The organism is Polaromonas sp. SP1, assembly GCF_003711205.1.
In the GTDB taxonomy this organism is placed as follows: domain Bacteria; phylum Pseudomonadota; class Gammaproteobacteria; order Burkholderiales; family Burkholderiaceae_C; genus Polaromonas.
In genome coordinates, this window is the sequence record NZ_CP031013.1 from 2,526,495 (window position 1) to 2,546,803 (window position 20,309).

At 64.3% G+C, this 20,309-nt stretch carries 22 protein-coding genes; 10 read left to right on the forward strand and 12 right to left on the reverse strand.

What is annotated here, in order from left to right:
• Nucleotides 1–109: 109 nt before the first annotated feature.
• Nucleotides 110–685 (forward strand): hypothetical protein, encoded by a 576-nt coding sequence (locus tag DT070_RS11930; protein ID WP_122955595.1) that lies wholly within the window; start codon nucleotides 110–112, stop codon nucleotides 683–685.
• Nucleotides 686–1,188: 503 nt separating this feature from the next.
• Nucleotides 1,189–1,638, forward strand: a complete 450-nt coding sequence (locus tag DT070_RS11935; protein WP_122955596.1) for a hypothetical protein — start codon at nucleotides 1,189–1,191, stop codon at nucleotides 1,636–1,638.
• A gap of 40 nt (nucleotides 1,639–1,678) precedes the next feature.
• Here DT070_RS11935 and DT070_RS11940 read toward each other — a convergent pair whose 3' ends face one another.
• The 8 genes from DT070_RS11940 to DT070_RS11970 all read right to left on the reverse strand — a co-directional run bounded on the left by DT070_RS11940 (nucleotide 1,679) and on the right by DT070_RS11970 (nucleotide 7,541).
• Nucleotides 1,679–2,239 carry a hypothetical protein gene (locus DT070_RS11940; RefSeq protein ID WP_122955597.1) on the reverse strand — a complete coding sequence of 187 codons (561 nt, stop codon included), beginning with the start codon at nucleotides 2,237–2,239 and terminating at the stop codon, nucleotides 1,679–1,681.
• Between the two features lie 22 nt (nucleotides 2,240–2,261).
• Complete coding sequence (locus DT070_RS11945; protein ID WP_122955598.1) at nucleotides 2,262–3,068, reverse strand: DUF899 domain-containing protein; 807 nt, start codon at nucleotides 3,066–3,068, stop codon at nucleotides 2,262–2,264.
• Nucleotides 3,069–3,103: 35 nt separating this feature from the next.
• On the reverse strand, nucleotides 3,104–3,715 hold the full coding sequence (gene gstA, locus DT070_RS11950) for a glutathione transferase GstA (protein ID WP_122955599.1): 612 nt from the start codon (nucleotides 3,713–3,715) through the stop codon (nucleotides 3,104–3,106).
• A gap of 162 nt (nucleotides 3,716–3,877) precedes the next feature.
• Entirely contained in the window at nucleotides 3,878–4,546 is a 669-nt protein-coding gene (locus tag DT070_RS11955; protein WP_122955600.1) for a hypothetical protein, read from the reverse strand.
• A 43-nt stretch (nucleotides 4,547–4,589) separates the two neighbouring features.
• The gene (locus DT070_RS11960) at nucleotides 4,590–5,810 is read right to left on the reverse strand and encodes a helix-turn-helix domain-containing protein (protein WP_122955601.1); all 1,221 of its coding nucleotides are present in this window, start codon (nucleotides 5,808–5,810) and stop codon (nucleotides 4,590–4,592) included.
• Between the two features lie 9 nt (nucleotides 5,811–5,819).
• Complete coding sequence (locus DT070_RS11965) at nucleotides 5,820–6,665, reverse strand: YhjD/YihY/BrkB family envelope integrity protein (RefSeq protein ID WP_122955602.1); 846 nt, start codon at nucleotides 6,663–6,665, stop codon at nucleotides 5,820–5,822.
• Nucleotides 6,666–6,711: 46 nt separating this feature from the next.
• The gene (locus DT070_RS21345) at nucleotides 6,712–6,852 is read right to left on the reverse strand and encodes a hypothetical protein (protein ID WP_153976383.1); all 141 of its coding nucleotides are present in this window, start codon (nucleotides 6,850–6,852) and stop codon (nucleotides 6,712–6,714) included.
• A gap of 98 nt (nucleotides 6,853–6,950) precedes the next feature.
• Entirely contained in the window at nucleotides 6,951–7,541 is a 591-nt protein-coding gene (locus DT070_RS11970) for a flavin reductase family protein (protein ID WP_122955603.1), read from the reverse strand.
• Nucleotides 7,542–7,663: 122 nt separating this feature from the next.
• Between DT070_RS11970 and DT070_RS11975 the strand changes: the two genes are divergently transcribed.
• The gene (locus DT070_RS11975; protein ID WP_122955604.1) at nucleotides 7,664–7,918 is read left to right on the forward strand and encodes a ParD-like family protein; all 255 of its coding nucleotides are present in this window, start codon (nucleotides 7,664–7,666) and stop codon (nucleotides 7,916–7,918) included.
• Nucleotides 7,918–8,709, forward strand: a complete 792-nt coding sequence (map, locus tag DT070_RS11980) for a type I methionyl aminopeptidase (RefSeq protein ID WP_122955605.1) — start codon at nucleotides 7,918–7,920, stop codon at nucleotides 8,707–8,709. The genes DT070_RS11975 and map overlap by 1 nt, the downstream gene beginning before the upstream one ends.
• 514 nt (nucleotides 8,710–9,223) lie before the next feature.
• On the opposite strand, the gene DT070_RS11990 is transcribed toward map, so the two are convergent.
• The 4 genes from DT070_RS11990 to argH all read right to left on the reverse strand — a co-directional run bounded on the left by DT070_RS11990 (nucleotide 9,224) and on the right by argH (nucleotide 14,678).
• A complete protein-coding gene (locus tag DT070_RS11990; RefSeq protein WP_122955607.1) occupies nucleotides 9,224–10,780 on the reverse strand; it encodes a DegQ family serine endoprotease in 1,557 nt (518 codons plus the stop codon).
• Between the two features lie 225 nt (nucleotides 10,781–11,005).
• Nucleotides 11,006–12,403, reverse strand: a complete 1,398-nt coding sequence (locus DT070_RS11995; RefSeq protein WP_369973863.1) for an ATP-binding protein — start codon at nucleotides 12,401–12,403, stop codon at nucleotides 11,006–11,008.
• Nucleotides 12,400–13,059, reverse strand: a complete 660-nt coding sequence (locus tag DT070_RS12000) for a response regulator transcription factor (protein ID WP_122955609.1) — start codon at nucleotides 13,057–13,059, stop codon at nucleotides 12,400–12,402. Before DT070_RS12000 ends, DT070_RS11995 begins: the two co-directional genes overlap by 4 nt.
• Before the next feature lie 209 nt (nucleotides 13,060–13,268).
• Nucleotides 13,269–14,678 carry an argininosuccinate lyase gene (argH, locus tag DT070_RS12005; protein ID WP_122955610.1) on the reverse strand — a complete coding sequence of 470 codons (1,410 nt, stop codon included), beginning with the start codon at nucleotides 14,676–14,678 and terminating at the stop codon, nucleotides 13,269–13,271.
• 302 nt (nucleotides 14,679–14,980) lie between these two features.
• Between argH and DT070_RS12010 the strand changes: the two genes are divergently transcribed.
• From DT070_RS12010 to DT070_RS12035, 6 genes are all read left to right on the forward strand, one after another.
• A complete protein-coding gene (locus tag DT070_RS12010) occupies nucleotides 14,981–16,045 on the forward strand; it encodes a sensor histidine kinase (protein ID WP_122955611.1) in 1,065 nt (354 codons plus the stop codon).
• Nucleotides 16,042–16,782 carry a LytTR family DNA-binding domain-containing protein gene (locus DT070_RS12015; protein WP_122955612.1) on the forward strand — a complete coding sequence of 247 codons (741 nt, stop codon included), beginning with the start codon at nucleotides 16,042–16,044 and terminating at the stop codon, nucleotides 16,780–16,782. Before DT070_RS12010 ends, DT070_RS12015 begins: the two co-directional genes overlap by 4 nt.
• 62 nt (nucleotides 16,783–16,844) lie before the next feature.
• Nucleotides 16,845–17,588 (forward strand): FkbM family methyltransferase, encoded by a 744-nt coding sequence (locus DT070_RS12020; protein WP_122955613.1) that lies wholly within the window; start codon nucleotides 16,845–16,847, stop codon nucleotides 17,586–17,588.
• On the forward strand, nucleotides 17,585–18,748 hold the full coding sequence (locus tag DT070_RS12025) for an AI-2E family transporter (RefSeq protein ID WP_122955614.1): 1,164 nt from the start codon (nucleotides 17,585–17,587) through the stop codon (nucleotides 18,746–18,748). Before DT070_RS12020 ends, DT070_RS12025 begins: the two co-directional genes overlap by 4 nt.
• Before the next feature lie 177 nt (nucleotides 18,749–18,925).
• Complete coding sequence (locus tag DT070_RS12030) at nucleotides 18,926–19,708, forward strand: TerC family protein (RefSeq protein ID WP_122955615.1); 783 nt, start codon at nucleotides 18,926–18,928, stop codon at nucleotides 19,706–19,708.
• Complete coding sequence (locus tag DT070_RS12035) at nucleotides 19,708–20,307, forward strand: tRNA-uridine aminocarboxypropyltransferase (RefSeq protein ID WP_122955616.1); 600 nt, start codon at nucleotides 19,708–19,710, stop codon at nucleotides 20,305–20,307. The genes DT070_RS12030 and DT070_RS12035 overlap by 1 nt, the downstream gene beginning before the upstream one ends.
• Nucleotides 20,308–20,309: the final 2 nt, after the last annotated feature.

The following is a 20,309-nucleotide window of genomic DNA, read 5'->3' on the forward strand; positions in this document are numbered from 1 at the left end:
CCTGGGGCTTTAGTTGACGGCCGAATGGTTTTCCGGCTTTCATTTCATTGATTACGATGCCCTTGCCGTTTGGCTCAAACATCAGGCTCTCAAGGCCGTGGAGTGATTCATGAAAATCGTCAAGGCGAGCCTTTTGCTGCTGCTTGCTGTCCTCAACTTCGCCTGCTCACCCGGCAAGCCGACCTTGGTCACCTATGAAAAAAGCGGAGTTTCGTTCGCGCATCTTTCAAACTGGAAGGTCACGAGCGATACCACCAGCCAGGAAGGCACCGGATTTCGGACTATCGACCTGGAAGGCCCGCATTCGGCGCTTGTGTCGGTCTTGCTTTTGCCGGCATCCACCGGCTTGACACTCGACGCTTTTGCGGCCTCGATAGAACGTGAACGCGCCAGCGCCGTCAAGGAAAGCCTGTCTGTTGGTTCTTTCAGTGCGGCCAAGGTCAGCCCCGGGTCGTCACAGGCGATCACTGGTGAGGTGGGAGGGCAGAACCAGAATGGCATACAGCAGAAGTTCAGCGTCCACTTGCTGGGCCAGGAGGTCCCGCACGAGGCCAGGTTCTTTCTGGTGTCAGATCAACACAAAAAGGCGTTCATCCTGGCGCAGGTGGCTAGTGAGCATGTCAACCAGGTGGCGCCGGATTTCTCTGCCGTGCTCAGTTCGTTTCGACTTGCGAACCCAGGATGAGCGCTTGTTCGTCAACCTGCCGCCACTTGTTCAGTGCGGCGCGTGCAGGGCTCTGCAGGTCGGTCGCTACCGCGGCGAAGCGAATGGGAAACTGCTCGATGGATACGTCGCCCGTCAAATTTGAGCAAATTCTGAAATAGATCGAGGCAGTACTTTTTGCTTCAACTCGCGGAGTGCCGGGCATTCCCGCCGCAATGCGTCCACCGGCGATCAGGACCGACTGGCCTGGCGCATCTGCCTCTTGCAGCGCATATGCAGCGATGTCATTTCTCCCGGGGCCAGGCAGCCCACGCTGTGTGCGCTCTCATGACCGCTGAGCGTTGAAGCCGCTAACTTTCTTCTACATACGCAATCGATACACCGCTTCACGCGCCCGCCCGACTGTGTCCCAGCGAACAGACCCGAGGCCACAACTCACCTACAACCAACGCGGGTGGATCACGGGCCAGGGCCGCCGGTCCAACGGATCGACTCAACCTGCTCGTTGTCACAAGGCTTTGGTCATGACCCAAATTGCTCCCCATAGATCACACAAGATCAACCTATTGGCGCATACAGCCTTGGCTTTGCTGGACTCAGCCGACCCCATCCAGCGGCCGCTGAATCCGATTTCTGAAGCCAGCAGGGCCGCACTGAGGGTTCTGGAAATCGTGGCCTGGGAGCAAGAGCACAGGCCGCACCATGACAATCCCCTGGAAGTGGAAATTGAAGACTGGGACGTCTTGTTCTGCGCGGTGAAGTACCGCTTGCTCGTTGCCATAGACGCACAGCTGTCCACACCCACAGCCCGGGCGCCAGATGCCGCAGAACGCACAAAGGCCATCGTTCGGGAATGCGTCGCGGCACTTCAGCAGCTTCACCGGGCGCTGACTCTGGAGCGGCCGGAGTCCTGCCGGATCCCACTGGCCGGCCTGGGCACGCACGTGACACTGCGGGCGCCTGGCTACGACTGACGGCCGTATAACGTCATGCTGGTGAGCATTGTTGAGAGCTCTATTGCTTCATGCCAAAACGGCCGCAGGCTTTCAAGCCACGGCAAACTCCGCTGGCGATGAGGCCGGTGACAAAGAGCATTGCCGCCGTGTGAACGCCTAGCGCTGCGATTGCAGTTGCCAACGGTGCCGATCCAGTTATTTCCAGAGCTGATCCATCCCCCGCGCAAAGCGGAACCAGCGCCGGCACCAGCATCAGGCCCGCACCATGCGCGGTGGACATCATGAAAGACCATAGCGCCAGGCCGGCGTGCCCTGCAGGTACGCGCACCGCATGGGGCAGGCGACCAGACAGGTGAGCGATGACGGCAACGGCAAACAGCCCACCTGCCAGCGCCTGCAGCCATGTGCGGTCCATGGCCAGGCCCAACGTCACCGCACCGGCCACCAGCGCGACCGATGCAAGATGCCCCACGGCGATAGGCAGCAAAGCTCGCATCGCCTGTGCCCTGTCACCCGAGCGTACGCCCCAGGCGGTGGCCCAGATCCAGCCGGTGGCAGGGTTCAACCCGTGAAGGGCGCCCAGCCCTGCCACCACCAGCCATGGCCAAAGGTCCGACATGATGTTCGTCTGCTCAGGCCGGTCAGGCCTTGTCGCTGCAGCACGAGTGGGCTGAAGGGGCGGAGTGGGCGACAGGCGCGGGGGTGAATACCGCCTGGGTCTCGTAGCGGTCGTGGTGGCGCATCCACTCCATCTTGTAGAACACGTCGCGCTCGTCGCGGCCTTTGGGTGCGAGGTCGAGCATGTGGTACGTGCCGATCATCACCTCCACGCCGCGCCCGTAGGTGGAGTAGGTGTGAAAGACCTGGCCTGCGCTGTCTTTGTAGAACAGGCTGATGCCGGGCGCCTCGTCGGCCGGGAACTGCTGCAGGGTGTAGTTGTAGGGAACATCGCCCCTGGCGCGTTCTTCCGGCGTAAAGCTGACGTGGAAGTCGTAGTTGAAATCGTTGGCGTTGGATGACACCCACTTGAACTGCCAGCCCATGCGCTGGCGGAAGTGTTCTATCTCCGGCAGTGTGGCGCGTGAAACGGCGACGAATGTGATGTCGCGATGCTCCAGGTGAATCTTCATGCCGTCGGTGTGGTCGGCCATGAAGGAGCAACTCGGGCAACCCTGTTCCCAGCCGGGGCCAAACATGAAGTGCTGCACCATCAGCTGGCGGCGGCCTTCAAACAAATCGGCCAGCGAGCGCTTGCCTTCGGGGGTGTCGAACACATAGTTCTTGTCAACATGAACCCAGGGCAGGGCGCGGCGCTGGCGGGCGATCTGGTCGCGCAGGCGTGTCAGTTCTTTCTCCTGCGCCAGCAGCGTCTTGCGCTCGGCCAGCCATGTGTCTCTGGGTACGACGGGGTGGTTCAGGGTGGATGCTTCGGTCATGGTGGTGGTCATGGTGTTCTCCTGGGTGGGTGACGGAAAGTTTTTGCTCAGGCGCTTGCAGGCTGTTCGCGGCGCAGCGCCGCCTGCACGGCCGGCCGTGCAGCGATGCGCGCCTGGAAGGCCAGCAGCCTGGGGAAGGCCGACAGGTCGAGCTTGACGAACTCGGCCCAGCGCGTGACCACAAACAGGTAGGCGTCGGCCACTGTGAAGCGGTCGCCCAGCAAAAATGGTGTGCGGCCCAGAGCGGCTTCTATCAGGCCGTAGTGTTTGTGCAGGTAGGCCATGCGGGCGCTGCGAACCTCGTCGCTGCAGGCCGGGTTGAAGAGCGGCATGTAACTTTGGTGCAGCTCTGAATTGATGTAGCCCAGCATCTCCTGCAGGCGGTAGCGCGCCATGCTGCCGTTGGCGGGCGCCAGCTGTGCGTCAGGTTTCAGGTCAGCGAGGTATTGGAGGACGGCAGGACCCTCCGTCAGCACAGTGCCGTCGTCCAGTCTGAGCGCGGGAACCAGTCCCTTGGGGTTGATGGCGAAATAGTCCTCCCCGTGTTCGGTGCGTTTGGTGGGCACATCGAGTTTTACGAGTTCAATGGACAAGCCCAGCTCATGGGCGGCAATGTGCGATGCCAGCGAGCAGGCGGACGGACTGTAATAAAGCTTCATGGTTTTCTCCTTGGTTCGATGGTCTTTTGGGCGATTTGCCTGGGTTTGTCTTGCGAGAGTCAAAGCGCTGCCCGACCTGTGCTGGAAACAGGCGCGCTCGTTAACGGTCCTATGACCGAATGGGGTGGTCAGCGCAAGGGCGTCATGCCTTGCGCGCGAGGGTTAGCTGGCCTTGGGACGCCGCACGGCGCGGACTTTGCCGCTCTTGCCGCCGCCTGCATAAAAGAGGTCCGCGCCGTCGGACTCCAGCCCGCTGACGCCGGCGCCTTGCGGCATTTCGAGCCGCTCGATCACGGCGCCGTTCTTCGGGTCGATGCGCCGGATTTCGCTCTGGTCGCCCTCCCAGGTGCCGTGCCACAGCTCGCCATCCACCCAGGTCACACCGGTGACGAAACGGTTGGATTCAATCGTGCGCTGGATGGCGCCTGTCTTGGGGTCGACCTGGTGAATCCGGCGGTCGCGGTACTGGCCTACCCACAGGCTGCCTTCGGCCCAGGTCAGGCCCGAGTCGCTGCCGCTGCCGGGCGCCGGGATGGACGCCACGACCTTGCCGGTGGCGGGGTCGATTTTGTCGATGCGTGTCTCGGCGATCTGGTAGAGGTGCTTGCCGTCAAAGGCGGTGCCGGCGTCGCAGGCGCGCTCCAGTGTGCGCGTTTGTTCGCCGCTGGCGGGATCAAAGGCAATCAGTTTGGCGCCGGTGGCCGCCCAGACGCGCTGGCCGTCGTGGGTCACGCCAGCGATGTCGTCAACGCCGGGGAAGCTGTATTCGCGCACGATCTCGGCAGGGCGTGCCTTGGGCTCGGAGGTTTTCTTGAGGACCTTGCTTGTCATTGCTGCTCCTGTTGCACCGTGAATCGATGCGATGGAGTCAACTCTATCCAATCGGCAGCGAAGCGGGGAGTAACAAGATCGTCGTGAATCCGGCCAGCGGCGGCGCCAGCCAGCGCTGCGCACGCGCCTTGCCGATGGAGCGCACCCGCCCTTCGGCCTCCAGGTCGGCCAGCGCCCGCTGCACGGTACGCTGGCTTGCGCCCAGGGCCAGCGCCAGGGCGGAGGTGGACCAGGCCGCGCCGTCCGACAGCAGCGCCACCAGCGAAGCCTGCTCGCCGTCAATCGGTGGCGCCAGCACGGCTACATCTCGGCCGGCCAGCGGCTTCAGGATGAAACCCCGCTCGGTCGCCTCGATGGCCGCGAGCGGTTTGACCAGCGCGCGCAGGCGGCCGATCTCCACCCGCAGGCGTGCCCTGTGCGTTTCGTCGGGGTGCCGGGTGCGAAAGGCGGTTTCGATCAAGGCTTCGCGGCTGGTATCGCCCGGCCATGCTTCGGCCAGCGAACGCGCCAGCGTAAACAGCACAGGCCGGCGCGCCAGCGGCCGCCACTGGTCAGCGGCACCCAGCCCGCGGCGGCAGGCGTCGACCACCAGCGCGTCCGAAGCCAGCAGCGCTGACACCTCATCAAGGCGCAGAGCGTGCTCACGGCCGACGGCAAGGCGCCGGGCGGCCGGTCTGTCGAGGGCCGCACGCGCTTCCGTCACCTCGGCCAGCAGCGCCGGCACTTGCGCACGTTCGGCCGCCGCGTGTGCACGCGCCAGCGCCATGCGTGCCTCGCCCACGCGCAGCGATCGCAAGGCCAGCTCGGCTGAGGTCAGTTCGGCCACGGCTCGCAGCGAAGGCGGCAGGCCGCGCGCATCCAGCTTTGCGAGTGCTGCCGCCGCTTCATCCAGCCGGCCCAGCAGCAACTGCCTGCGCGCCGTGATGAGCCAGGCCTGCAGCGCGTTGGCCGTGTCGGCATGTGCTTCCAGCGTCGCCGCCGCCGCTGCCAGTGCGCGGGGCGAACCGGCAAAGTCACGCATGGCCATGGCCACTTCGGCTTCTGCCACTACGCAGCGCGCACGCGCCAGCGCTTCATGGGCGCCAAAGCCGCGCGCCGCGCGTTTGAGGAGTTCACGGGCGCGCGGGTGTTCACCCAATTGGGCCATGGCGATGCCGCGCAAGGCCAGCGCGGGCGGGTCGTCACGCAGGGCGACAAGTTTGAGGGCGCCCAGTGCATCGCCCGCAGCCAGCGCACGGGCGGAGGCGGCAATCAGCGAGTCCATGGCCTCAGCTTAGGCCCGCGACAAACGCCGCGCCGGCTGCGACCCGCCACGCGGCAAGCTGGCGCTGACCAGCGCCGCAGCCAGCGTGACCAGCCACGAGTAATACACCCACACGAGGAAGGCCAGCAACGGCGCGAAGGAGCCGTAGATCGTGCGGTAGGTGGGCACATTGGCCAGGTAAATCGCAAAGCCGTATTTGCCCAGCTCGAATGCGATGCCGGCCAGCAGGCCGCCGGTGATCGCATGACGCCAGCGCACGCAGGTGTTGGGCACAAAGCGGAACAGGCAAGTGAAGCCGATGGCGCTCAGAATGGCCGGCCCCAGGTTGATGGCATGCGGCACCCAGTCCGACCGTGCGCCCACCAATCCGTTGGAGGCGGCCACCAGATATGACGCAGCCCACAGGCTTGCGCCTATGAGCACCGGGCCGGTAAGCAGCATGCCGGCGTACAAGGCCAGGCGGCGCAACACCGGGCGCGATTTTTTCACCTGCCAGATGCGGTTCAGCGTGTTCTCCATGCTCAACAGCAGCGTCAGCGCCGACACCATCAGCACCGCAAAGCCCACCAGCGTGAGCCCGTTGGCATTGCCTGCGAACTGCGCCAGGTGTTTGAGCACGGTTTTGGCGATGCCCGCCGGCAGCAGCCCGCGCAGCAGGTGTTCGCGAATCGCGTCACCGGTGGCGTGCAGGGCCGGCGTGCGCGAGAACAGCGCAAAACTGACCGCCAGCATCGGCACCATGGACATCACCATCGTGAAGGTGAGCCCGCCCGCTGCCTGCGCCAGGCGTTCTTCACGGCCGCGTTGAACGAGGCGGGTGATCAGGTTGCCCTGGTTTCGGCTGGTGGTGGCCATGGGGTCGGAACGCTCGCGTCGCGCTTGTCAGGAGGTACTGCTGCGCTCAGCCCAGCAGGCGAAACAGGCCATAGAGGGACAGCAGTGCGGATGCCACGAAGAGCGCGGTCCGCGCCGCGCGCGCACCGACCAGTGCGCCGATGATGCTGCAAGCCAGGATGGCGCCGAGGATGTAGGTTGTTTTCATGGCCGCAATGGTAAAGCTTTGGACGGTCCCGCCGATGCTGTGCGACGAAGCTTGTGGAGTGATTGTGGGGCGAAACCAACTCCTGGTTGACGATAGCCTCAGGACGTATTTTTCGCCGCATCACCGGCATAAAACATTCCCGCCGGGCGCACGAAGTTGCCACCGCCCAGATGGTGAATCGTCTGCAAATCGACGTTGTCGTCAGTGAAACGCCAATGCCCGTTCTGGAACACACGCTCATCGGCAGCAGCGGCAACCACTTCCGCAAAGCAGGTGTCGTAAGCGTCCTCGGTGTGCGGCTCGCTGAGGAGCCGGCACTCCAGCCATGCCGCACAACCTTCTTCCAGCAAGGGCATGCCGAGCACCGGCCCGGTGCGGGCCTTCAACCCGTACTGTGCAAACTTGTCGACGGTGCGGCCCGATTCACTCCCGACGGCATGCGTGACACCGGCCAGCGTGGTGCAGGGAAGGCAGATACCGAACCCGCCGCTGGCGGCGATGAGCTCCCGGGTGTAGGTTTTCTTGTCAATCACGATGGCAATACGCGGCGGGGTGAACTCCACCGGCATCGACCAGGCAGCGGCCATCACGTTGCGCGCCGCGCCGTGCGCACTGGTCACCAACACCGTTGGCCCATGGTTGATCAGGCGGCTGGCGTGCGCGAGAGCGACTTCCTTGAAGTGGGTCATGTCGTGACTTTCCTAGGGATGGCGATGGTGCCGATTATGTCGAGGTCAATGCAGCTGCATGAAAAATATCGGGCCATATGATGTATATATAATTCATATACATTACGTATAGAAGGCCAGCCATGGGTATTGTCAAAATTTCAGACCTGATGCATGAGAACCTGCGGGTCGCGGGCAACGCCCTGAGCCGCTCCATCAATGCGCAGGCCGAGCACTGGATGCGGGTCGGCATGTTGACCGAGATGCACCCGGATCTGGACCACCGGGAGATCTGCCAGCTCCTGGTGCGGGCTGAACTTGCGGGAGGGCTGGACATCACCGTGGCTGCTGCCGCCCAGGCGGCCAAGCCTCGCACGAGCGCGGCTGGAAAACGCTGATGGCCCGCACCGTTACCCTCAAGTCCCCCGGCGACATCGAGATGGCGCGGCGCGCCGGCCAGCTTGCGGCGGAGGTTCTCGCCATGATCGGGCCGCACGTCGTTCCGGGCGTCAGCACCGATGCGTTGGACCAGATCTGCAACGACCACATCGTGAAGGTGCAGGGCGCCATCCCGGCCAACGTGGGCTATCTCGGCTATCCAAAGACCATCCTCACCTCCGTCAACCAGGTGGTATGCCACGGCATTCCTTCGCCCGACAAGATTTTGAAAAAAGGCGACATCGTCAACATTGATGTCGCGGTGATCAAGGACGGCTGGTTCGGTGACACCAGCCGCATGTTCTTCGTCGGGGAGCCCAGCGTGCTGGCGCGCCGCCTGGTGGAGACGACGTACGAAGCCATGCTGGCCGGCATCCGCCAGGTCAAACCCGGCGCCACGCTCGGCGATATCGGCCACGCCATCCAGTCGGTCGCTCATCGCGAGCATTTCAGCGTGGTGCGTGAATACTGCGGGCATGGCATCGGGCAGGTCTACCACGAGAAGCCGGACGTGCTGCACTACGGCCAGCGCGGCGAAGGGCTCAAGCTTGAGGTGGGCATGGTCTTCACCATCGAGCCGATGATCAACGCCGGCAAACGCGACACCCGGCAGTTGGCCGATGGCTGGACGGTGGTGACCAAGGACAGATCCTTGTCTGCCCAGTGGGAACACATGGTGGCGGTGACGCCCGAGGGCTATGAGGTGCTGACGGCCTGGCCGGGCGGCACGGGGGCTTACGCGCCGGTTTGATCTCTTGTCAGATTTACTTGATGGCCTGGTGAATGTTGATTGGCCAACGAAAGCGGGCCTGAACCAGCCATGGGCCGGAGCGGCCCTTGCTCAAACCATTGCGGATGGGCCGACCTTCCTGCTCCATCGCACATTAAGAAGGGGCAAGTACACCTCCGCAATGTTCTTGTTGGCCTTGAACTCTTCGATCTGACGGCATTCCAGAAGGTACTGGGCCCAGAAAGCGTCCCACTTTCGCTTTTTGCGGGGCGCCGGTACGTGAAGTTTCCACGGCACACAAATGCTTTCCACTTTGCAAACAGGGCAGAAGAAGTGCTCCGTCAGCTGGTTTCTTCGCTGGAGTTTTCTGCATCCAAGACAGGCAAATGTTCGATTGCTCATGGGGTTCCGGATTAATGTTCACGGCTGGTTGTCAGCTGTCATCGTACCGGACGCATCCGTGAAACTCCACCCAACAAAAACGGCCTCCGGCAAGAAGCCGGAGGCCGCGTGTTGGACGGACTTGCCTAAGTGATCAACCCAGATTCACCGGCACAAAAATCTTGCTGTCCCCACGCTGGATCAGCAGCGCCACAGATTTCTCCGCCTTGGCCACGGTCGCCCGCACCTGGTCGATGTTTTTCACCGGCACGCCATTGATGGACAGCAGCACGTCGCCGGGCTCTACGCCGGCCAGGGCTGCGGGGCCGGTGGCTTGTTGCACGACCAGGCCGTTGTCGACACCGGCTTCCTGCTTTTCATCCGGTTGCATCGGGCGCAGGGCCAGGCCCAGCTTCCCCTGGCTGGCGGCGTCTTTTTTGCCGGCTTCTGCCTTGGCCGATTTCTCGTCGGCGCTGCCCAGCCTGGCGGTGACTTCTTTGGCTGCACCCTGGCGCCACACGTCGAGCTTGACGCTGTCGCCGGGCGCTGCCAGGCCGATGATGGCGGGCAGGTCGCCTGAGGAGACGATGCGCTGGCCGTTGACGCTGCGGATCACGTCGCCGGACTGCAGGCCGGCCTTCTCGCCGGGGCCGCCTTTCTCCACCATGGACACCAGCGCGCCCTCGGGCTTGTCGAGCTTGAAGGAGTCGGCAAAAGCCTGGTTGACTTCCTGCACCGCCACGCCCAGGCGCGCGTGCTCGACCTTGCCGGTGGCGACCAGCTGGTTCTTGATGCGGGCCGCCACGTCGATCGGGATGGCGAACGAGACGCCCTGGTAGCCGCCGCTGCGGCTGTAGATCTGCGAGTTGATACCGACCACTTCGCCGCGGGTGTTAAACAGCGGGCCGCCGGAGTTGCCGGGGTTGACGGCCACGTCGGTCTGGATGAAAGGCACGGCGCTGTCGTCGGGCAGCGAGCGGCCCTTGGCGCTGACGACGCCGGCGGTCACGGTGTTTTCAAAACCGAAGGGCGAGCCGATGGCCAGCACCCATTCGCCGACTTTCAGGTCGGCGACTTTGCCGAGCGTGACGACGGGCAGGTTTTTGGCGTCGATGCGCAGCACGGCGACATCGGTCTTGGGGTCGGCGCCCAGCACCTTGGCGCGGTATTCACGCCGGTCGGTCAGCTTGACGGTGACTTCCTTGGCGTCTCGTACCACGTGGGCATTGGTCAGGATGATGCCGTCGGAGCTGACGATAAAACCCGAGCCCTGGCCGCGTGTGGGCATTTCCTGTGCATTGCCGCGGCCCCCGGGGCGGCCCTGGCCTTGCTGGAAGCGTTTGAAGAATTCAAAGAAGGGGTCGCCCGACGGTGTGCCGTCGTTGTCGTCATCGTCACCCTGGGCCATGGGCGAGTCGTTGCGCACCTTGGTCGTGCCGGTCACGCTGATGTTGACGACGGCCGGGCCGTAGCGCTCGGTGATCTGCGAGAAGTCGGGCAGGGCGACCGGCACGCCGGGGAGGGGCGCCAGCGTGCCTGCGCCGGCGCCCGCGTTGGCCGTGATGGCGGCAGGAGAGGCGGCGGTGGCGGCGGTGGCGGCGGTGGCGACGGAGTGCGCGGCGTTGAAGGCGCTGACTCCCGCGCCGCCGACGGCGCCCGCGGCCAGCAGCGCAAGAACCAACTGGGTGTTTTTCAGTGCAGCGAATTTCATGGGTTGCTTCCTTCGGTTAGGGCACACCAGTGGTGCCGTTACCCACAACTATGAGGATGCTGTCTTAGGCTGGGCTTAAAGGATGCCTGCATTTCGCCCGGATCCGGATGCCTGGTATTTATGCGTCAAATAGGGCTATAGCCCAGGCGTAGCATGGATGTATTGCTATCAATTAAATAGCAATCCGCGAAAGAGAAGCGGGCAGGCAGGAGGACGACGGAAAACTCAGGCAGCGGCCGGGGCCGCGGGAAACCGCACCTCGACCTTGAGCCCGCCCAGGCGCTCCGACGTGCCCAGTTGCAGCGTCGCGCCGTGCCGTTCGGCAATCGTGTTCACAATGGCCAGCCCCAGGCCGCTGCCGAAGGTGGGGGCATCTGCGGATTCGCCGGCCTGGCCGGTGGCGCCAGTCGCGCCGCTCGCGCGGAAGAAACGGTCGAACACGCGGCCTCGGTCTTCCTGTGCAATGCCGGGGCCACTGTCTTGCACCACCAGCACCGGCAAGCCGTCTTGCGCCTCAAGCGAGACATCCACGCGCCCTGCTGCCGGTGTGTACTTCACGGCGTTGTCCAGCAGGTTGCGCAGCAGGATGCGCAAGGCTTCTTCGTGGCCGCTGACCTGCACCGGCCCTTCAGGCAAGCCGCCCGCCACGCCCAGGTCGATCTCCTTGTGGTGCGCGTGCGGCAACACGTCGGCGACTGCCAGCTTCACGATGTCCCGCAGGTCCACCGGCATGGCGGCGCCTGCGGCCGGGCCTTCCTTGGCTTCTTCCCGCGCCAGCACCAGCAGTTGCTCGACCAGCCGTATCGCCCGGTCAATGCCCTGGTTGAGCCGGGCGATATTGGCTTCCCGCTCTGCAGGGGATTCATCGCTGCGGCGCAGGGCCTGCGCCTGCAGCTTGAGCGCCGTCAACGGCGAGCGCAGCTCGTGCGCCGCATCGGCCACAAAATGCCGCTGCGCTTCAAAGGCGGTGCGCACGCGGCCAAACAGCAGGTTGAGTTCGTCCACCAGCGGGCGCACCTCGTCGGGCAGCCCGGTGTCGGCCAGGGGCGACAAATCGTCGGCCCGGCGGCCGGCCACCTGGCGGCGCGCGCGCTCAATCGGCGCGAGTGAGCGGCTGATGACCCACCACACCGCCAGCATCAGCAGCGGCGTCAGCAGCAAAAAGGGCAGCACCGCGCGCAGCGCCAGCGCCCGCGCGCGCGCCGAGCGGGCGTCCAGGTCCTGCGCGATCTGCACCGTTTGCAGCGCGGTCTGCAGGGTGTAGACGCGGTAGCGGTTGCCGTGGGCTTCCACATCTGAAAACCCCAGCACCGCGCGCGGCGGCAGCGCCGAGCGCGTCGAGCGGAAGATCTGCGTGCCGTCCTGGCCCCAGATCTGCACATAGACCTCAAAGCGGTCGTCGCTGTCGGCTTCGTCCAGCGGCGAATTGAGCGGGACGCCGCTGCGCAGCGAACGCGCCATTTGCTGCAGGTGCTCGTCGAACATTGCGTCGGCCTGCTGCAAGGCGCCGCGATAGGCTGTGGCGGCCTGCATCAAGGCGGCAAGGAAGATCGCGGCCAATATGAACCACAGCAGGCGTCCGCGCAATGAGTGGGTGGCTGGGTACTTGACGTTGGCCATCATTGTTTAGGTACCAGATAACCCAGCCCACGCACGGTCTGGATGATGTCGTTTCCGAGCTTTTTACGCACGCCGTGGATATAGACCTCGACCGCGTTGCTGCTCACGTCGTCTTTCCAGCTGAAGAGTTTTTCTTCAAGCTGTGCACGCGACAGCACCACGCCCGGGCGGGCAAGCAGGGGTTCGAGCACCGCCCATTCACGTGCCGACAGCGACACCGGCTGGCCGTTCAGGCTGGCCTCGCGGGTGGCGGGGTTCAGGCTCACGCCCTTGTGTTCAAACGCCGGCTCGGCCCGGCCCGCGCTGCGGCGTATCAGCGCGCGTATGCGGGCCAGCAGCTCGTCGGTGTCATAGGGTTTGACGACGTAATCGTCGGCACCGGCGTCCAGCCCGGCGATGCGGTCGCCCACCGCGTCACGCGCTGTGGCCACCATCACCGGCGTGGTGTTGCGGCGCGCGCGCAAGGCCCGCAGCACGTCCAGGCCGTCGCGCTTGGGCAGGCCCAGGTCCAGCAGCACCAGGTCGTACTGCGCACTGCGCAGGGCCTCGTCGGCCATGCTGCCGTCGCGCACCCAGTCGACGGCATAGTGCTCGGCGCGCAGCACCCGCAGCACGGTCTCGCCGATCATGGCGTCGTCTTCAACCAATAACAGGCGCATTAGTTGAGCCCCCACGGTCGCTCACTGCGTGTAGCTCCCTGCCCCCCGAGGGGGCCACCCGCCTGCGGCCCGGCAAAGCCGGTTCCGCGGCTCATGCTGGGTTGAAGAGCCCCAGCGGCCTCTGCGGGTGTGGGGCTGCTAATTGGCGGTAGTTGCATTGCTGAGTCCGTCGCAGTTACTGACTCTACAAAGCACACCTTAGCGGGGGCTTAACCCAGCCGCGCGCGGTGCCGCGCGATCTGCGCCTTCACCTGGGCCGGTGCGGTGCCGCCCAGGATGTTGCGGGCGTTGAGGGAGCCGCGCAGGCTCAGGCAGTCGTACACGTCTTTTTCGATATTCGGATTGAATTCCTGCAGCACGGACAGTGGCAGCTCCGACAGGTCGACCGCGTGCGAAGTGGCGGCCTTGACGGCGTGGGCCACGGTTTCATGGGCGTCGCGGAAAGGCAGGCCTTTTTTCACCAGGTAGTCGGCCAGGTCGGTGGCGGTGGCGTAGCCGCGCAGCGCGGCCTTTTCCATGGCCTCGGGCTTGACGGTGATGCCGGCCACCATCTCGGCAAAGATTCGCAGCGTGTCTTTGAGCGTGTCGACGGTGTCGAACAGCGGCTCCTTGTCTTCCTGGTTGTCCTTGTTGTAGGCCAGGGGCTGGCCCTTCATCAGGGTGATCAGGCCCATCAGGTGGCCGACCACCCGGCCGGTCTTGCCGCGGGCCAATTCAGGCACATCGGGGTTTTTCTTCTGCGGCATGATGGACGAGCCGGTGGTGAAGCGGTCGGGGATGTGGATGAAACCGAAGTTCTGGCTCATCCACAGGATCAGCTCTTCGCTCATGCGGCTGATGTGCACCATCGAAAGCGACGCCGCCGCCGTGAACTCGATCGCAAAGTCGCGGTCGCTCACCGCGTCCAGACTGTTCTGGCAGACCTGCGGCTTGCCGGCTTCGTCGACCATGCCCAGGGTTTTGGCCACACGTTCGCGGTCCAGCGGGTAGCTGGTGCCGGCCAGCGCGGCGGCGCCCAGCGGCAGGCGGTTCACGCGTTTCCTGATTTCCTGCATGCGCTCGGCGTCGCGGCTGAACATCTCGACGTAAGCCAGCATGTGGTGGCCAAAGCTCACCGGCTGGGCCACCTGCAGGTGGGTAAAGCCCGGCAGGATGACCTCGGCGTTGGTCTCGGCGATGTCGACCAGGGCCTGTTGCAGGTCGGTCAGCAGTCCGGCGATCAGGTCGATCTCGCTGCGCAGCCACAGGCGCACATCGGTGGCGACCTGGTCGTTGCGGCTGCGGCCGGTGTGCAGGCGTTTGCCGGCGTCGCCCACCAGCTGGGTCAGGCGCGCCTCAATGTTGAAGTGCACGTCTTCCAGGTCCAGCTTCCATTCAAAGGCGCCGGACTCGATTTCGCTGGTGATCTGGGCCATGCCCTTCTGGATGTCGGCAAAGTCGGCTGCCGGGATGATTTTTTGCGCGGCCAGCATCTCGGCGTGGGCCAGTGAGCCGGCGATGTCGGCCTGCCACAGGCGTTTGTCAAAAAACACGCTGGACGTATAGCGTTTGACCAGGTCGCTCATGGGCTCGGAAAAGAGGGCGGACCAGGCTTGGGATTTTTTGTCGAATTGGTTCACGTCAGGCTTTCTTGTCGGGCAGGTGCTGGCCGGGATTCAGGGGGCCAGATGCGCTGTTTCGGGCGGATCTGCGGCCTCAGGGAGCTGTTTGGCTCACAAACCGCTTCCGGGAGGCTGAAATAGTGTTTCAAGTCATGGCCGAATGGCAGTGACCGGTGCAATACTCTTCCCTGCGATTTTATCTGCGCGCAGGGCTGGCCCGGAAATCCGGGCCGAAGCGCCGGGCCCGGCCCGCCTTTGGATCGCCAGCAGGTTCCAGACCACCATGACCCGAGCATGACCGAACAACTTCCGATCTGCGTATGAAACCCATGCCTGTTCCGCAAAATTTCGGCGAATCCACGCTGCTCGGCAGCCAGAGCCCGGTGGAGGACGAGGCCGCACCGCACCGCGCACCGCGCGCCAGCGTGTTTGACACCTGCCAGGTCGGGGTGATCCTGCGCGTGGTGCTGTTCATCGAAACCGTGGCCGGCGTGGGCGCCATGTTTGAAGCGCGCGCGCCGCTGGACTGGATGCTCCGGTTTTCGCTGCTGACGGGGGGTGTGCTGCCCGCCACGCTGGTCTGGCTGGTGGTGGTGTGCTCGCTGAAGGCGCGCCTGAACCGGCTGGCGGCGTCGCGCCAGTGGTTGTCGGGCCTCTTGCTGGGCGCTGCCGCCGGGCTTTACGGCTGCGGTCTGCTGGCCATGATGGGGCTGCTCCAGCCGGCGCCCTGGTGGGCCAGTGCGGCCGCGGGCACATTGCTTTCGGGCGTGGTGCTGGCGGGGCTTTTCTGGCGCGCCAAAGCACGCACGCCGGCCGCCACGGCAGCCCGGCTGGCCGAGCTGCAGTCGCGCATCCGGCCCCACTTTTTGTTCAACACGCTCAACAGCGCCATCGCGCTGGTGCGCGCCGAGCCGGCCAAGGCCGAGGCGGTGCTGGAAGACCTGAGCGAGCTGTTTCGCCACGCGCTGGCCGACCCGGCGGAATCGGTCACCCTGGGCCAGGAAATCGCGCTGGCCCAGCATTACCTGGCCATCGAGCAGGTGCGTTTTGGCGAGCGCCTGCAGGTGCAGTGGAGCCTGGATGAGGGCGCGAACGAGGCCAAGCTGCCGCCGCTGCTGCTGCAGCCCCTGGTGGAAAACGCCGTCAAGCACGGGGTGGAGCCCAGCGCCAGCGGCGCGCAGGTCAAGATATCGACCCTGAGGCGCGGCAGCACGGTGGTGGTCAAGGTGACCAATTCCACGCCCGCCGGCGTGGGCGAGCGCGGTAACGGCCTGGCGCTGGCCAATGTGCGTGAGCGCCTGGTGTTGCTGCATGATGTCGAGGCGAAATTCAAGACTGTGTACAAGGACGGCGTGTTTCAGGTCCGGCTGGAGATTCCCGCATGAAGCTCAAAATACTGGTGGTTGACGATGAAGCGCTGGCGCGGTCCCGCCTGCGCACCCTGGTGGGTGACTGCACGGCGCCTGCCGCGGTGGTGGCGGCCGAGGCGGCAGACGCGGCCGAGGCCACCACGGCTTTGCAGCGCGAAGCGTTTGACGCGGTGCTGCTCGACATCCGCATGCCGGGCGCCGACGGCCTGGCGCTGGCTGCCACCATTGCCGCGCTGCCGCAGCCGCCTGCCGTGGTGTTTGTGACGGCTCACTCCGAGCATGCCGTGCAGGCTTTCGAGCTGGAAGCGGTTGACTACCTGACCAAACCCGTGCGCCTGGAGCGCCTGCAGCAGGCGCTACAAAAAGTAGAGCGCCTGGCCAAGAAAACACGCGGGCTGCAGGCCAATTCGACTGAAGAAATGCTGATCATCCAGGATCGCGGCCGGACCGAGCGCGTGCCGTTGGCCGAGGTGCTGTACTTCAAGGCCGAACTCAAATACATCACGGTGCGCACTATCCAGCGCAGCTACATCCTGGACGGCTCGCTCAGCGAGCTTGAGGAGCGCCATGCCCCGCAGTTCATGCGTATCCACCGCAACGCGCTGATTGCGCGGCGCGCGGTGCGCGCGCTTGAAAAGCATTTCGACCCCGAAGAAGGTGAAGGCTGGGCCGTCCGCCTCAACGGGGTGGACGAGCTGTTGGCCGTGTCGCGGCGCCAGCTCAGCGCCGTGCGAGAAGCGATTTCCGGCTGACCCATCCTTTCAAAATTCCTGCTCATTCCTGCTCATTCCTGCTCAATTCAATAACTGCCTCCATGCCCAAACACGCCGACTTCACGCAACGCCACGTCAACCGTTTCAGCAATGAACCCGCCGTCGAGCGCCAGATGGTGCAGGAATTCTTCGGCCCGAAGCCGGGCTTTTATGTCGATGTGGGCGCCAACGACCCGGTGCTGGACTCCCAGTCGCAGCACCTTGAGGTGCTGGGATGGACGGGGCTGCTGGTGGAGCCCGACCCGGACTGCTGCGAGTTGCTGCGCCAAAGCCGCAAGGGCGTGGTGATCGAGATGGCCTGCTCCAGCCCCGAAAACGCCGGCAAGCAGCTGCAGCTCAACCGTGCCGGGCCGCATTCGACGCTGGAGGACCGGCCCATCGCGCTCGGCGCCGTAGTGCGCTCTACCGTGGCGGTGCGCTGCGAGACGCTGGATGCCATGCTGCGCCAGCACAACGCACCGGTGGGGTTTGATTTGCTCTCCATCGACATCGAGGGGCATGAGCTGGTGGCGCTGTCGGGTTTTGACTTCGGCTATTGGCAACCCCGCCTGGTGCTGATCGAGGACCACGTCACCCATCACCACAAGCATGCCCTGATGCGCAAGAGCGGTTACCAGCTCATTTTGCGAACCGGCCTGAACAGCTGGTACGTTCCGGCGAAAGCGTCCTACACCTTTTCCTGGGCGGCGCGGTTTGAATATCTACGTAAGTACTATCTGGGGCTTCCGACACGCAAGCTCCGCTATTCGCGGCCGGCAGCAACCATTCAAACGCAAAACACATGACACAAGAAGAAGCAGTTTCTGCGCCGCCCGCAGAGCCCGTCCAGGCCGCGGATGCACAGCGCGTGCTGCTTCACATGCCGGTCGACATCCGCAGCATGTCACTGGTCGTGCTGGCCGGCCTGGCCTTTTTGTTTGTGCTGCATTGGGCCAAGGCGGTTTTTATTCCGGTGATGGTGGGCGTGCTGTTCAGCTATGCGTTGTCGCCCGTGGTCAACTGGCTGGAATGCAAGCGCGTGCCGCGCTGGCTGGGTTCGGCGGTGCTGCTGCTGGCCATCCTCGGCAGCCTCGGCACGACCGCCTATGCGCTCAGCGATGAGGCGGCGGACTTCGTGGAGGCCTTGCCGGCGGCGGCGCAGAAGTTCCGCCAGGCCGTGAAGGCGCGCAGCGGCCGCTCCGACAGCGCGCTGGATACCGTGCAGAAAGCGGCCGCGCAAATCGAGCAGGCCACACAGGACAGCGGCGTGCCCAGCACCTCGCGCGGGGCGATGCGTGTCGTGATCGAGCCTTCGCACTTCAACATCAAGAACTACCTGTGGTCGGGCACTATTGGCCTCATCGCCCTGATCGGCCAGGCCACGGTGGTGGTTTTCCTGACCTATTTCCTGATGCTCTCTGGCGATACCTTCCGGCGCAAACTGATCAAACTGGCGGGCGACAGCCTCAGCAGCAAAAAGATCACGCTGCAGGCGCTCAATGAAATCACCGACCAGATCCAGCGCTACCTGCAGGTGCAGCTGCTCACCAGCGCGCTGGTGGGTGTGCTGACCTGGCTGGCCTTTATGGCCCTCGGCCTGGACAACGCCGCCGTGTGGGGTATTTTTGCCGCCGTGCTCAACCTGGTGCCCTATGTCGGTTCGCTGGTGACCGCGGGGGGCGCGGCGCTGGTCGCCTTCATGCAATTCGGCTCGCTCAACATGGCGCTGGCCGCGGGCGGGGCTTCGATGTTCATCCACACCATCATCGGCAACCTGCTCACGCCCTGGCTCACCAGCCGCGCCAGCCGCATGAACCCGGTGGCGGTGTTTGTCGGGCTGCTGGCCTGGGGCTGGCTGTGGGGCGTGTGGGGCTTGCTGCTGGGTATTCCCATCCTCATGATGGTCAAATCGATTTGTGACCGGGTGGATGACCTGAAACCCATCGGTGAGTTTTTAGGAAGTTGAGCCCTCACGCTTCCCCCACTGCGTGTGGGTCGCTGCCCCCCGAGGGGGCCGCCCGCCTGTGGCCCGGCCCTTCGACAGGCTCAGGACAGGCCAAGGCCGGTTTCACGGCTCATGCTGGTATAAAACCCCAGCGATCGTTTCTGATTTCGCCGTGTTTAAAAAGATGAGGAAAAAGCCATGATGGAACTGCTGACCGACCCGCAAATGTGGATCGCCTTTGCCACGCTGACCGCGCTGGAACTGGTGCTGGGCATCGACAACATCATCTTCATCTCCATCCTGGTCGACAAGCTGCCCAAGGAGAAGCAGGAGTTGGCGCGGCGGCTGGGGCTGTTTATGGCGATGTTCATGCGCATCGGCCTGCTGTTTGTGCTGTCATGGATCATCGGGCTGGTGGAGCCGCTCTTCACCGTCTTCAAGGAAGAAATCTCCGGGCGCGACCTGATCCTGATCGCCGGGGGCCTGTTCCTGATCTGGAAAAGCACCGGTGAAATCCACCAGTCGATGGAAGGCGAAGAAGGCCACGCCTCCAGCGCCGTCAAGGCTACGTTCGCCGCCGTGATCGTCCAGATCATGATTGTGGACATGGTGTTCTCGCTCGACTCCATCATCACCGCTGTCGGCATGGTCGACAGCCTGCCGGTCATGATTGCCGCCGTCATCGCCTCGGTGGGCTTGATGATGCTGTTTGCACCGGCCATAGGCCGTTTCGTGTCCGACCACCCGACCATCAAGATGCTGGCCTTGTCCTTCCTCGTCGTGGTGGGTGTGGTGCTGATCGCCGAGGGCCTGGACCACCATGTGCCCAAGGGCTATGTGTACTTTGCGATGGCGTTTTCTGTGGCGGTGGAGATGCTCAACATCCGCATGCGGCGCAAGACGGCCAAACCGGTGCAGTTGAGAACCGCTTACAAGAATGGCGACCACGACGGCAAGGCCGACGCAAGCCATAAGCCCTGATCGGGTTGCCGCCCGTGACGCGCCCGCGCTGCGCCGCGTGCCTCAGGCCGCAGAGTGTCTGTATCTGCGCGTGGGTTACGCCCATCGCGCATAAGGCCGACGTATTGATACTCCAGCACCCGCTGGAGGTCGACCACGCCAAAAACAGCGCCCGCCTGCTGCACCTGAGCCTGCCGCGCAGCCGAGTGCTGACGGGTGAGGCCTTTGACGAAGGCATCTTGCGTGATGCGTTGGCGGGGCCGAAGTACACCGTGCTCCTGTACCCGCAAACGCCGGAAGACGAGGCACCCGTTCCGGATACCGCACAACTCAAGGACCCGTCACGCGTACGGCTCGTCGTGCTGGACGGCACCTGGCGCAAAAGCCGCAAGATGCTGCACCTGAGCCCGCTGCTGCGGCAGCTGCCGCGCTTGTCGCTCGACGATGCGCCGGCGTCGAACTACCTGATCCGCAAGGCCCACAAGCCAGGGCAGCTCTCAACGCTGGAGGCGACCTGCGCGGCGCTGGCGCAGCTGGAAGGTGATCCTGAAAGATACCAACCCTTGCTCAAGGCCTTTGACGGCTTTGTCGCGCAGCAACTGGCCTTTGTGCCGAAGTAGCC